This is a genomic window from Mycobacterium sp. ACS1612 (genome assembly GCF_001667505.1).
GTDB lineage: Bacteria > Actinomycetota > Actinomycetes > Mycobacteriales > Mycobacteriaceae > Mycobacterium.
In genome coordinates this window covers 372,394-385,037 of the sequence record NZ_LZHZ01000063.1, presented here as the reverse complement: position 1 = coordinate 385,037, position 12,644 = coordinate 372,394, and the positions used below count along the sequence as shown (strand labels likewise).

The window sequence follows — 12,644 nt, the reverse complement described above, 5'->3', positions numbered from 1 at the left end:
GACAACACTGGCTTCACTGCTTGTCGGCGAACGCTTCTGAGCCCACATCAAACTTGACAGGAGATACCGCCAGCTAGTGGATGAGATCGACCAGCTAATTGGCCCAGCGATACGCGGCCTAAATGGACCAGACATCTAGGCCACTTCGCAGATAGCGTCGCAAGCGAGTCCAGATCTGGACTCCTAACCGAAGGACAAAACGATGAAAATCCAATTCGCCTACGGCGCAACGCTGTTGACAGTGGGCGCTGCGGCGGTGGCAATCCTGAGCGCACCGACGGCCATGGCCGCTCCCGCCCCGCTCCAGAAGACCTGTGTGGCGGTCGGGGCGTCAAGCACATGCCAGTCGCCCGGCAATGTCGAAATCACCGACTCGCCTCCCGCGATCGACTTCTATCCCTACGGGAACATGCCGTATCTACTCGGCGGCGACTAGAGACTCACGTGCAGCCCACAAGTACGCGACGTGCGAACACCGCACGAGCAAGCCTGTCCCGACTTCAAGAAAGGCCATGTGATGCCTCCTTCAACAGGTAACCGGACGACACCGGCTACTGCGACACAAACTCCACCGATCCCCGCGGCCGAACACGACGACGCCCGCGACGGTTTACGCATCTATTTCGCGGGTGCCTCCGGCGCTATCGGCAGTCGGCTCCTACCGCTGCTCATCGATGCCGGTCACATCGTCGGCGCAATGACGAGATCAGCGGACAAGGTAAACAGGCTCGCCGCGATGGGCGCACAGCCGATCGTCTGCGACGTCTTCGACCGGTCGGCCCTGACGAAAGCCGTTCGCTCGTTTTCGCCCGACATACTTCTGCACGAGTTGACAGACCTTCCCGACGACCTGGCGAACCTGCCGGAGGAATCGCTGCTCAATGCTCGAATACGGGCCGAAGGGACCCGCAACCTCCTCGACGCACTAGATGGCCTGGGCCCCAAGAAGATCGTGGCCCAAAGCGTCGCATGGGCAATGCGTCCCGGCCCAGAAGCCGAAGCGGTCCGCTCCCTTGAGGAAGCCGTGCTCGCGGCGAACGGCGTTGTCCTCCGTTACGGCATGTTCTACGGGCCCGGCACCTATTTCGAGAGCGAACTTCCCCCAGCGCCACGCATCCATATCGACGATGCCGCGGCTCGAACCCTCGGCGCCCTCGACGCTCCTGCGGGCATCCAGACGGTTGTCGATGACTAAGGACCCCCAGTCGGTACACGCTCACAGGTGCGTCTCTACCACCGCCCGCGACCCGGACTGTGGCGCTCGGCCATTGATCAAGGGTGTCCCACGGGTCGCTCATCGAGCACGGACGATCATTCAATTATGAATATCGGTGTATTCCTCTCCGCTGCAGACCTGCACGAGCGCTACACCGGTCCGGCCCGCGCGTTCGCCGCACTGCTCGGCAAGCGCGGCCACACCCTGGTGTGGGGAGGATCTGACACCGGTCTGATGAAGGTCGTCGCCGACGCAGTCCGGGAGAGCGGAGGGCGTCTCGTCGGCGTCTCGGTCGACCTTCTCCGGGCGTCAGCCAGAACGGACGCCGACGAGATGGTATTCGCCCGAGATCTCGCCGAACGCAAAGCGCTATTGCTTGCCCGATCAGACGCGCTGGTGATAATGGCCGGCGGCCTTGGCACGCTCGATGAGGCGACCGAGATTCTGGAGCTCAAGAAGCACGGATTGCACGACAAGCCAGTGGTGCTGCTGAACACAGCAGGCTTCTACGATGGCCTGACGATCCAGCTCTCGCGCATGGAGGAAGAGGGCTTCCTACCGATGCAATTGGTGGACCTCGTCTTTCCTACCGACGATGGTGTTGGTGCGATCGCTTACCTGGAAACTGCCGTCCCACTTTGATGATCGAATCGTTTCGGCACGCCGACTCGTCTGATTCGTCGTCGGCTGCAGTGCTGCTGTGGCGGTTGTTGAATCCTGTTTAGCACCGGCCTCTCGGATGACAATCGTTGATGAGGCGCCCAAGTGGCCCAGGAATGCGTCATCGAAATGGACCAGACCCCCACGCAGCGCCGCCCGTAGCCTTCAAGTAATGACAGCAAACACGCCGCCGCAAAGTAGGGAAGACCATCGGAGCATGGGCGGCGCCCAACTATGCCTGCGCAGAACAGCTTTCAGCTTTCACCGCCAAGGTGCCGGTCAGAAGATCCCGCCGCTTAGCGCGTTCGCCGTGTCGGCCTTCAAGGAGCCCCTGTGTCGAAACTTCGCGTCTTCACCGAGCGTCGGGTGACCCTCTCTGGCGGATGGGCTTACGCAGGTGCAGCAGGCGCGTTCACAAGCCTCTATCTGGCCGCGGGCGCGCTGATGCCACTCTTGGTGGTTTATCAACAGCGCTGGGCGCTCTCCCCGGCGCTTCTCACGATCGCGTTCGCTGTGTTCGCCATTGGTTTTCTAGCCGCTCTCCTGACGGTCGGGTCGCTCTCCGACTATGTGGGCCGACGGCCAGTGTTATTAGGCGCCTTGGCTATCCAGCTTGCGTCGAATGTCACGTTCCTCGTCGCCCCGGACATCACATGGGTGATCATCGGTCGGATCGTGCAAGGCTTCGCCACTGGCTCCGCGACGACGGCTTTCACTGCAGCGCTTGTCGAGCTGGCCCCCCCGAACCGGAAAAGGCTGAGGACGATGCTCGGCAGCGTAAGTCTGACCGGTGGCCTCGGCGTGGGCTCATTGCTTGCAGGCGTTGCAATTCAGCTGACAACTGCGGCGAACTCCGTCATCTTCATCGCTCTGACGTTCATCACAATCTTCGGAATTCTTGCCATCGCCATGTCCGCCGAGACTGTGCATCACACTCGCGGAGCGCTGCGCTCGCTGATTCCGCGCCTCGCCGTTCCGTCCGCTAGCCGAAGCGAATTCGTCGCAGCAGCACCCGTGATCGCCGCGATTTGGATGCTTTCAGGCCTATCGGGCGGAATAGCACCCAGCACGGTGCGCACCATCTTCTTCCTGAATAGCGGCATGCTGAACGGACTTTCGGGGTTCATTGCGCCCGCGGCATCGGCCGTAGCCGGCCTGGTATTCGTGCGACTCGATCCCCGGCGTGCAATGCTCATCGGCACCTACGCGTCCATTACCGGAGCCATCGGCATCATAGGCGGCCTGCTCGTCGTACACCTGCCAATCACGTTCATCGGACAGGCGGTCGCCGGCGCCGGTTTCGGTGCGTCCTTCACCGCGGCATTGGGGCTCATCGTTCCTCCGGTAGCAGTGCATCAGCGCGCGGGCGTCGTCGCCACCATCTATGTTGTCTCCTACACTGCCTTCGGAGTTCCCGTCGTGATCGCCGGCCGATTAGCCGGGTCAATCGGGCTGGTGCCATCGGTCTTCGGGTACACCCTGGTGACCGTGCTGCTGGGGCTCATCAGCCTTCGAGCACAAGCGCGCCTAAAGCGCAGCAGTCGAGGCTGTGCATGCCGACGGCCCGGTCACCACGCCCCCGGTGCTGCCGTGCGCGATGGTAAGGCCGCAGTCCCTCCGGATTAAAATGCGTGAAGTGCCACCCTAGTTGACGAAATCTCAGCGCGGACGTCGCAGAGCTATCTGCAGGTCTACCACCGCCTCGAATACGAGATGAATCGCCAGCTGCTGGCCGATTGTGCGATGTCGCTGGGCGATTGCACCGTCATGAAAGTACTTTCGGGCGCAGGCGGACGCCGAATGCAGCTGACCAACCTCGCCACGATGATCGGCTGGGAGCCGAGCCGCGGCGTGAAGATGAGTACCGCGGCGGCAATGACGGCGGCGATCACCAGAATTCGCGGGAGCAAATTGAAAGGCATTGGTGGACACCTTGATCCGATCAGCCCTGGGTGGGGCCCGACCTAAACGCTAGCCGCGGATTGGCGCAAGAGTATGGTCCAATCTCATGCGGAATGAATGGGCCAGTGAAGGCGTCGACCCGACTTCGACGCTTGGCGCCGACCTCCACCTCGAGCTCGCTGGAACTGGCTTGCGCAGTGGACTCATGACCGCGCTGCGTGAGGCGGTGCGCACGGGTCGTCTTGCGTCAGGGACACGGCTCCCGTCCTCACGGGCGCTTGCAGCCGATCTCGGTGTTGCGCGCAACACCGTGGCCGACGCATATGCGGAACTCATCGCGGAGGGGTGGCTTACCGCCAAGCAGGGGTCGGCAACACGGGTGGCCAAGCGGTCCCAGCCGCCCGGCACGCCTTCCACTACCCGCTCGACCGCCGCGCGTGCCCGCCCAACCTATGGTCTCCTGCCGGGTTGGCCGAACCTGGCCGAGTTTCCTCGCGCGCAGTGGCTTTCCGCGGCTCGCCGCGCTTTGACCTCCGCGCCCGATGATGCCTTCGGTTACGGCGACGCCGCCGGCCGCATCGACCTGCGCGCCGCGGTGGCAGAGTATCTTTCGCGCTCGCGCGGTGTGTATGCCGAACCGCAGCGGGTCGTCATCTGCGCCGGCTTTCATCAAGGACTGACGTTGATGGCGTGGGCGCTCAAGGCACGCGGCGTTCGTGCCGTGGCCGTCGAGTCGTACGGTTTCGACGTCTACCGCGGCGTCTTGAATGCGGCCGGTCTTCACACGCCACCCCTCTTTGTCGACGAACAGGGCGCGCGCACAACAGATTTAGCCGGCCTGCGCGGTGTGGGTGCGGTGCTGCTGACGCCCGCGCACCAGTATCCGACCGGTGTGGAGTTGCGCCCTGATCGGCGCGCGGCCGCGATCGACTGGGCGCGCGCCACAGGCGGGTTGGTCCTCGAAGACGACTACGACGGCGAGTTTCGGTATGACCGGCACCCGGTAGGCGCATTGCAAGGCCTCGATCCCGCGCGGGTAGCGTACTTCGGCTCGGTGAGCAAGTCGCTCGCACCTGGCCTACGCCTGGCTTGGGTGGTGCTGCCTGAGGATCTGGTTCCGGAAGTCGTGGGGGCAAAGGGAAACGTCGACTGGTCGAGCGCCTTGGAGCAGTTGACGCTCGCAGAATTCATCGCGTCGGGTGCCTACGACCGCCATGTGCGAGCGATGCGCAATCGGTACCGCCTCAGACGCGACCAATTGGCGACCACCGTCGCCAAGGCTGCACCACGTACCCGCGTGACTGGTATCGCCGCCGGATTGCAGGCGGTTCTCGAACTCCCGCAGGGGTCCGAGCGCTCAGTAGTGCAGGCCGCATCCGACCAGGGCTTGTGGGTGCAGGGCTTGGGAGAGTTCCGCTTCGATTCTCCCGACACAGGATGGAAGACGCCTCGACGCGACGGGCTTGTCGTAGGTTTCGCGGCGCCCTCCGACAGTGCCTGGAGTGGCGCCCTCGAAGCGTTGTGCAGAATCCTGCCGTAAGCACCTCACATGCAGGAGCACGCGGACCGCGACGGCGGCTACGAGCGCGCTGAACATTACGAGGGCTCGATCGAGTTAGATCGTCGGTGGGTCGGTGCCCAATCGCGGCCGGCCTCCAGGATCTTGTCGGCCAGGCCGACCGGATTGCTGAACATCGCTCCAGTGGCTCGATGTCATCAGCGAAGCCGCCGGAACCGGAGGACCCTCCCGCTCCAAAAATAGAATTCCGAACTCAACGTCTGTTCGTCGGCGGCGTTAACGAAGCTGAGGCATCCGCCAGAGCTGCAGGTCGATTGCGCCGTCCCTGTGTCGCGCTACTGAGGGGTCAGGCCGCGTGCGATCACCAAACGCTGAATCTGGTTGGTGCCCTCGAAGATCTGGGTGATCTTGGCCTCGCGCATGTAGCGCTCGACCCGGTAGTCACGGGTGTAGCCGACGCCGCCGAACACCTGCACCGCGTCGGTGGTGACTTTCATCGCGGCGTCAGTGGCCACCAACTTCGCGACGCTGGCCTGTTGTGAGTACGGCCGACCCAGATCGCGTCGGCGCGCCGCATCCAGATACGTGGCCCGTGCGCTGGCGACCGCGGCGGCCATATCGGCCAGCAGGAAGCCAAGCCCTTGATGGTCGATGATCTTGCGCCCGAACGTCGTTCGCTCGTTCGCGTATCTGACGGCCTCGTCCAGCGCGGCCTGCGCCAGCCCGACGGCGACCGCGGCGATGCCCAACCGTCCGGAGTCCAACGCCGAGAACGCGATCTGCAGGCCCTGACCCTCGGCGCCGATCAACCGGTCCGCCTCGACAACGGCGTTGTCGTAGAACGCCGACGTCGTCGGCACCGCATGCAGGCCCATTTTCTCCTCGGGCTTACCGAAACTCAGACCCGCCAGATCACCCGGCACGAGGAAGCACGACACCCCGCGGGAGCCTTCACCGGTGCGCGCGAACAACGTGTAGAAGTCCGCGCGCCCGCCGTGGGTGATCCACGACTTGGAGCCGTTGAGCACGTAGCCAGGCGTCGGACCGGCGCCAGAAAACTCAGCCTTGCATTGCAGCGCCGCGGCATCCGAACCGGCCTGCGGTTCGGACAGGCTGTACGCGCCGATCTGCGCACCGCTGAGCATGTCGGGCAGCCAGCGGCGCTTCTGTTCCTCGGTGCCGAACGCCAACAACGGATGCGACGACAAGCTGTGCACGCTGACGGCGACCGCGACGGCTGCCCATCGAGCCGCGATCTCCTCGAGCACCTGCAGGTAGACCTCGTACGGCTGGCCGCCGCCGCCCCACTCCTCGGGTTGCGGCAGGCTCAGCAGCCCCGCCGTACCGAGTTGCGCGAATACGCCCTCGGGATAGCTCTCGGCCTTCTCGTGCGCGTCGACGATGGGGTCCAGCACCTTGTCGCTGATGTCGCGGGTCAGCGCGATCAGGTCATCGGCGTCCTGCGAGGGCATCAGCCGGTCGACGGGCATCGAGGGTCAGACCTTCGCGGTCTCCGAGAGCGCCGCGTTGATCGCGTCGACCCGGTCCTTGGCGTCACCGAACAGCATCTGCGTGTTCTGCCGGAAGAACAGCGGGTTCTGCACGCCCGCGTATCCGGAGGCCATGGACCGCTTGAACACGATGACGTTGTTGGCGTTCCACACCGTCAGCACCGGCATGCCTGCGATCGGGCTACCGGGGTCCTCGGAGGCGGCCGGGTTGACGGTGTCATTGGCGCCGATGACCAGCACGACGTCGGTGTCGTCGAAGTCGTCGTTGATCTCGTCCATCTCCAGCACGATGTCGTAGGGCACCTTGGCCTCGGCCAGCAGCACGTTCATGTGGCCGGGCAGCCGGCCCGCCACGGGGTGGATACCGAACCGGACGTTGACGCCGCGGTCGCGCAGCCTGCGGGTCAGGTCGGCGACGCCGTACTGGGCCTGGGCGACGGCCATGCCGTAGCCCGGCGTGATGATCACCGAACTGGCCGACTCGAGCAGTTCGGCGGCGCCCTCGGCGGTGATCTCGCGGTGCTCGCCGTAGTCCTTGTCGTCGGCGGGGCCCGCCTCGATGCCGAAACCGCCTGCGATCACTGAGATGAACGAGCGGTTCATCGCCTTGCACATGATGTAGGACAGGTAGGCACCCGAGGACCCGACCAGCGCGCCGGTGACGATCAGCAGATCGTTCGACAGCAGGAAGCCCGAAGCCGCTGCGGCCCAGCCGGAATAGCTGTTCAGCATCGACACCACCACCGGCATGTCGCCGCCACCGATCGAGGCGACCAGGTGCCAGCCCAGCAGCAGCGCCAGCACTGTGACCGCCACGAGCAGCCACAACTGCGGGTCGATCACGAACCACACGGTCAGCGCGGCGAAGACGACGAGCGCGCCGACGTTGAGGAAGTTCTTGCCCGGCAGCATCATCGGCGCTGACTTGATGCGGGCCGACAGCTTGAGATTGGCCACGATCGAACCGGTGAATGTCACGGCGCCGATGAAGATGCCGATCACCACCTCAGCCGAGTGGATGCCCAGCAAGCCCTCGTGCTGCAGCGTCACGGCCTCGGCGCTGACCAGGTCGCGTTCCACGTCCAGATAGCCGTTCCAGCCCACCAGCACGGCGGCCAGGCCGACGAACGAGTGCAGCAGCGCGATCAACTCGGGCATGCCGGTCATCTCGACGACCTTCGCGCGCCACAGCCCAATCGCGGCGCCGATGGCCATGGCGCCGAACAGCAGTGCCACGCCCAGCGGTTCGATGTGCCGGGCGAACGCAAGCGCGATCGTCGCGATCAACGCGACGGCCATCCCGACGATGCCGAAAGTGTTGCCCGCCCTTGATGTTTCATGTTTGGACAGGCCGGCCAGCGCGAGGATGAACAGCAGCGCCGCGACGACGTACGCCGCGGTCGCGGTGGTTTCCAGGGTGAACATCTCAGCTCCTCGAGAACATGGCCAGCATGCGGCGGGTGACCGCGAAACCGCCGAAGACGTTGATGCTGGCGAGCAGGGTCGCCAGGGTGGCCAGCACGGTGACGACGGCCCCGCCACTGAAGATGCCGTGGCCGATCTGCAACAGGGCACCGACGACGATGATCCCGGAGATCGCGTTGGTCACCGACATCAGCGGGGTGTGCAGCGCGTGGTGCACATTGCCGATCACGTAGTAGCCGATCACGATCGCCAACGCGAACACCGTCAGGTGCACCTGCAGCGCGGCCGGTGACAGCGCGATCAGCGCGAAGAGCACGGCCGCGGCGGCGAAGGTCAACCCCAGCCTGCGCGCGATCGTCATCGGCTGCTTGGCGGGCTTGGTCTCGACGGGGGCCGCCGCGGCGGCGGCCGGCGCCGCGGACACCTGCACGGGCGGTGGCGGCCAGGTGATCTCGCCGTCGCGGACCACTGTCACCGAGCGCTGCACGACGTCCTCGAAGTCGAGGATCAGCTTGCCGTCCTTCTCCGGGGTGAGCAGTTTGAGCAGGTTGACCAGGTTGGTGCCGTACAGCTGGGACGCCTGCGCGGGCAGCCGGCCCGCAAGATCGGTGTAGCCGATGATCGTCACGCCGTTGTCGGTGACGATCGCCTGGTCCTTGACGGTGCCCTCGACGTTGCCGCCGTTGGCCGCGGCCATGTCGACGATGACGCTGCCGGGTTTCATCGCAGCCACCATGTCGGCGGTGATGATGCGCGGCGCAGGCTTACCGGGGATCAGCGCGGTGGTGATGATGATGTCGACGTCCTTGGACTGCTCGGCGTACAGCTGCGCCTCGCGGGCCTTGTAGTCGTCGCCCATCTCCTTGGCGTAGCCGGTGGCCGACACTTCAGCCTCCGGTGACTCGATCGAAAGATATTCGCCGCCAAGTGATTTGACCTGATCGGCGACCTCGGGCCTGGGGTCGGTGGCGCGCACGACGGCGCCGAGACTGCCCGCGGCGCCGATGGCCGCGAGGCCGGCCACGCCTGCGCCGACGACCAGCACCTTGGCAGGCGGCACCTTGCCCGCTGCCGTCACCTGCCCGGTGAAGAACCGGCCGAACTTGCCTGCGGCCTCGATGACGGCGCGGTAGCCGGCGATGTTCGCCATCGACGACAGCACGTCCATCGATTGGGCCCGGGAGATCCGCGGAACGGCGTCCATGGCCAGCACCGTGATCGGGCGGGTGGCCAGCTGCTCGACGAGCTCAGGCTTCAGCGCAGGCGAGATCAGGCTGATCAACGTAGCGCCATCGCGCAAAGCCGCGATCTCGGCATTGTCCGGCGCGTTGACCTTGAGCACCACGTCGGCCGTCCAGGCGTCGCCGATCTCCGCGCCAGCCTCGTTGAACGCCGCATCGGAGAAGCTCGAGGCGGCGCCGGCGCCGGACTCGACGACTACCTCATAGCCGAGCTTGATGAGTTGGCCCACCGTCTGGGGCGTCGCGGCCACCCGGGTTTCCCCAGGCAGCGACTCTCGCGGGATCCCGATGATCATCGATTTCGATCCGATCTAGTTCTGTCACGGTCCGGTCGGGGCGCGACGATGCCCCCTCGACACAGCTCGTCACGGGACGAGTGGAATACGTCAGTCTAAGAGTTGACAGAAGTGCGTTACGTGTCCTGTGTGCGTCTGACGCCGCGGGCAATAAAACTCGTGCTGAGCGCAGCCATTCCCAGCAACGCAGCCAGCGGCAATTGTGTCCGGGTGTCGGTCTTCGTGGATATCGCTCCCGACGAGTCGCTCGTGGACTCGTCGGCGGCTGTCGTGCCGTCCGGCAAGTGGCGTTCTCGGCTGACCCGGGCCGCTTTGCCGCTGCTGTCGGTGATCGTCTTCTTCGTCGTCTGGCAGGCGGTCGCCGTCAGCGGCATCTGGAACCAGACGTTCGTGCCCTATCCCAGCGCGGTGTGGCGCGCCTTCCTCGACGTCTCCACCACCCATGACGGGGTCCGCGGCTACGCCGGCTACCTGTTGTGGGAGCACCTCTACATGACGCTGCGCCGGGTCTTCGCGGGCGTGGTCGTCGGTGTCGTGCTCGGCGTGCTGCTCGGCCTGGTGATGGGGTCGGTCAGTTGGGTGCGCAGCGTGCTCGAACCGTGGCTGACGTTCCTGCGGGCGCTGCCGCCGCTGGCCTACTTCTTTCTCCTGGTGATCTGGCTCGGCATCGACGAGGCCCCGAAGATCACCCTGCTGGCGCTGGCCGCGCTCCCGCCCGCCGCGGTCGCCACCACCGCCGCGGTGGTCGCGGCGCCGGTCGGACTGCAGGAGGCCGCCAGGGCGTTGGGCGCATCCCGCCGCGACGTGATCCGCGACGTCGTCGTGCCGTCCGCGCTGCCGGAGACCTTCACCGGGATCCGGTTGGCCGTCGGCATGGCGTATTCGTCGGTGGTCGCCGCCGAACTGTTCAACGGGCTGCCCGGCATCGGCGGCCTCGTCAAAGACGCAAGCAACTACAACAACACCCCCGTCGTGCTGGTCGGCATCTTCGCCATCGGGATCTCCGGCCTTGTCATCGACGGTCTGCTTCGCGCCGTGGAACGGCGCAGCGTCCCCTGGATTGGAAAGGTGTGAAAGATATGAAACTGAAAGCTGTAATTGCGACGGTCGCGGCAGCCACGTTGGCGTTGGCTGGCTGCTCGGTCGACCACTCGGGACAGCAGGCCGACAAGCCGACCATTCGCATTGGCTACCAGAGCTTTCCGTCCGGCGACCTGATCGTGAAGAACAACAAGTGGCTCGAAGACGCGCTGCCGGACTACAACATCAAGTGGACGAAGTTCGACTCCGGCGCGGACGTCAACACCGCGTTCATCGCCAAGGAACTGGACTTCGGCGCCCTTGGCTCCAGCCCCGTCGCGCGAGGCCTCTCGGCGCCGCTGAACATCCCGTACAAGGTCGCCTTCGTGCTCGACGTCGCTGGCGACAACGAGGCGCTGGTGGCGCGCAACGGCAGCGGCATCAACACCATCGCCGAACTCAAGGGTAAGCGGATCGGCACCCCGTTCGCGTCGACCGCGCACTACAGCTTGCTGGCCGCTCTCAACCAGAACGGCTTGTCCGCCAATGACGTTCAGCTGGTCGACCTGCAGCCGCAGGCGATCCTGGCGGCATGGGACCGCGGCGACATCGACGCCGCGTACTCCTGGCTGCCCACCCTGGACCAGCTGCGCAAGACCGGCAAGGATCTGATCACCAGTCGACAGCTGGCCAAGGACGGTAAGCCGACGCTTGACCTCGGCGCGGTCCGGGATGAATTCGCCGACGCACATTCCGACGTGGTCGACACCTGGCGGCAGCAGGAAGCCCGTGCGCTCAAGGTGATTCAGGACGATCCCGCCGCGGCGGCCAAGGCCATCGCCGCCGAGATCGGGCTCAGCCCCGACGACGTCGCCGGTCAGCTCAAACAGGGCGTGTACCTGACGCCGGAGCAGGTCGCATCGTCGGAATGGCTTGGCTCCGATGGTAAACCGGGCAACATCGCGGTCAACCTGCAGAGCGCATCGCAGTTCCTGGCCGACCAGAAGCAGATCCCGTCGGCGGCGCCGTTGCAGATCTTCCAGGACGCGGTCTATACGAAGGGATTGCCCAGTGCCATCACGCAATGACGGCACAATCCACATCAGTAATGTCTCGCACCGCTACGGCAGGGGCCGCGGCGCCCTGACCGCGCTGGGACCCGTGGACATGACCGTCGAGCCGGGATCGTTTCTGGTTCTGGTCGGCGCGTCGGGTTGCGGCAAGAGCACGCTGCTGCGCCTGCTCGCGGGCTTCGAATCACCAAGCGAGGGAACGGTTGCGGTGGCCGGCGCGGCGCCGACACCCGGTGTGACGGCGGGCGTGGTGTTCCAGCAGCCCCGGCTGTTCCCGTGGCGCACGGTCGGCGGAAACGTCGACCTGGCACTCAAATACGCGAACGTGCCGCGGGAACGGCGCGCCGAACGTCGCGATCAACTGCTCGCCAGGGTCGGCCTGGAGGGCACCGCGGACCGGCGGATCTGGGAGATCAGCGGCGGGCAGCAGCAGCGTGTCGCGATCGCGCGGGCGCTGGCCGCCGAGACGCCGCTGTTCCTACTCGACGAACCGTTCGCGGCACTGGACGCGCTCACCCGCGAGCGGTTGCAGGAGGACGTCCGTCAGGTCAGCGCGGAGTCGGGTCGCACGACGGTGTTCGTCACGCACAGCGCCGATGAGGCGGCGTTCCTCGGATCGCGGATCGTGGTGCTGACGCGGAGGCCGGGACAGGTGGCGTTGGATCTTCCGGTGGACTTGCCGCGGACAGGCGTCGACCCCGACGAATTGCGTCGATCACCGGAATACACCGAGTTGCGCGCGGAAGTGGGGCGCGCGGTGAAGGCGGCTGCTGCTTAGCGG

General features: G+C 65.4%; 12 protein-coding genes. 9 read left to right on the top strand and 3 right to left on the bottom strand.

What is annotated here, in order from left to right:
• The first annotated feature begins 202 nt into the window (after positions 1–202).
• The 6 genes from A5724_RS27080 to A5724_RS27055 all read left to right on the top strand — a co-directional run bounded on the left by A5724_RS27080 (position 203) and on the right by A5724_RS27055 (position 5,318).
• Positions 203–436, top strand: a complete 234-nt coding sequence (locus A5724_RS27080) for a hypothetical protein (protein ID WP_067809482.1) — start codon at positions 203–205, stop codon at positions 434–436.
• A gap of 30 nt (positions 437–466) precedes the next feature.
• Positions 467–1,195, top strand: a complete 729-nt coding sequence (locus A5724_RS27075) for an NAD(P)-dependent oxidoreductase (RefSeq protein ID WP_232004991.1) — start codon at positions 467–469, stop codon at positions 1,193–1,195.
• Positions 1,196–1,321: 126 nt separating this feature from the next.
• Positions 1,322–1,858, top strand: coding sequence for a TIGR00730 family Rossman fold protein (locus A5724_RS27070; RefSeq protein ID WP_067809480.1), 537 nt, complete (start codon positions 1,322–1,324; stop codon positions 1,856–1,858).
• 351 nt (positions 1,859–2,209) lie between these two features.
• Entirely contained in the window at positions 2,210–3,502 is a 1,293-nt protein-coding gene (locus tag A5724_RS27065) for an MFS transporter (RefSeq protein ID WP_232004990.1), read from the top strand.
• A gap of 87 nt (positions 3,503–3,589) precedes the next feature.
• Positions 3,590–3,844: a hypothetical protein gene (locus A5724_RS33985; protein WP_156752464.1), complete on the top strand. Its 255-nt coding sequence runs from the start codon at positions 3,590–3,592 to the stop codon at positions 3,842–3,844.
• A 40-nt stretch (positions 3,845–3,884) separates the two neighbouring features.
• Positions 3,885–5,318 carry a PLP-dependent aminotransferase family protein gene (locus A5724_RS27055; RefSeq protein WP_067809477.1) on the top strand — a complete coding sequence of 478 codons (1,434 nt, stop codon included), beginning with the start codon at positions 3,885–3,887 and terminating at the stop codon, positions 5,316–5,318.
• Positions 5,319–5,632: 314 nt separating this feature from the next.
• Here the strand turns inward: A5724_RS27055 and A5724_RS27050 are convergent, their stop codons facing one another.
• The 3 genes from A5724_RS27050 to A5724_RS27040 are packed head-to-tail and all read right to left on the bottom strand — an operon-like array spanning position 5,633 to position 9,770.
• Entirely contained in the window at positions 5,633–6,787 is a 1,155-nt protein-coding gene (locus A5724_RS27050) for an acyl-CoA dehydrogenase family protein (RefSeq protein WP_067809476.1), read from the bottom strand.
• A gap of 6 nt (positions 6,788–6,793) precedes the next feature.
• Complete coding sequence (pntB, locus tag A5724_RS27045) at positions 6,794–8,233, bottom strand: Re/Si-specific NAD(P)(+) transhydrogenase subunit beta (protein ID WP_067809474.1); 1,440 nt, start codon at positions 8,231–8,233, stop codon at positions 6,794–6,796.
• A 1-nt stretch (position 8,234) separates the two neighbouring features.
• On the bottom strand, positions 8,235–9,770 hold the full coding sequence (locus A5724_RS27040; RefSeq protein ID WP_067809472.1) for a Re/Si-specific NAD(P)(+) transhydrogenase subunit alpha: 1,536 nt from the start codon (positions 9,768–9,770) through the stop codon (positions 8,235–8,237).
• Positions 9,771–9,980: 210 nt separating this feature from the next.
• On the opposite strand from A5724_RS27040, the gene A5724_RS27035 reads away from it, so the two are divergent.
• Genes A5724_RS27035 through A5724_RS27025 form a run of 3 tightly spaced genes read left to right on the top strand, consistent with a single transcriptional unit; the run spans position 9,981 to position 12,641 of the window.
• Complete coding sequence (locus tag A5724_RS27035; RefSeq protein ID WP_067809578.1) at positions 9,981–10,844, top strand: ABC transporter permease; 864 nt, start codon at positions 9,981–9,983, stop codon at positions 10,842–10,844.
• Positions 10,845–10,849: 5 nt separating this feature from the next.
• On the top strand, positions 10,850–11,878 hold the full coding sequence (locus A5724_RS27030; RefSeq protein WP_067809470.1) for a glycine betaine ABC transporter substrate-binding protein: 1,029 nt from the start codon (positions 10,850–10,852) through the stop codon (positions 11,876–11,878).
• Positions 11,862–12,641, top strand: a complete 780-nt coding sequence (locus A5724_RS27025) for an ABC transporter ATP-binding protein (RefSeq protein ID WP_067809468.1) — start codon at positions 11,862–11,864, stop codon at positions 12,639–12,641. The genes A5724_RS27030 and A5724_RS27025 overlap by 17 nt, the downstream gene beginning before the upstream one ends.
• The last annotated feature ends 3 nt before the right edge of the window (positions 12,642–12,644 follow it).

Excerpts from the sequence above, each read along its gene's own strand:
- A5724_RS27040 (WP_067809472.1), bottom strand. The coding sequence starts at position 9,770 with ATGATCATCGGGATCCCGCGAGAGTCGCTGCCTGGGGAAACCCGGGTG.
- A5724_RS27080 (WP_067809482.1), top strand. The coding sequence starts at position 203 with ATGAAAATCCAATTCGCCTACGGCGCAACGCTGTTGACAGTGGGCGCT.
- A5724_RS27070 (WP_067809480.1), top strand. The coding sequence starts at position 1,322 with ATGAATATCGGTGTATTCCTCTCCGCTGCAGACCTGCACGAGCGCTAC.
- A5724_RS27055 (WP_067809477.1), top strand. The coding sequence starts at position 3,885 with ATGCGGAATGAATGGGCCAGTGAAGGCGTCGACCCGACTTCGACGCTT.
- A5724_RS27050 (WP_067809476.1), bottom strand. The coding sequence starts at position 6,787 with ATGCCCGTCGACCGGCTGATGCCCTCGCAGGACGCCGATGACCTGATC.
- A5724_RS27030 (WP_067809470.1), top strand. The coding sequence starts at position 10,850 with ATGAAACTGAAAGCTGTAATTGCGACGGTCGCGGCAGCCACGTTGGCG.
- A5724_RS33985 (WP_156752464.1), top strand. The coding sequence starts at position 3,590 with ATGAATCGCCAGCTGCTGGCCGATTGTGCGATGTCGCTGGGCGATTGC.
- pntB (WP_067809474.1), bottom strand. The coding sequence starts at position 8,233 with ATGTTCACCCTGGAAACCACCGCGACCGCGGCGTACGTCGTCGCGGCG.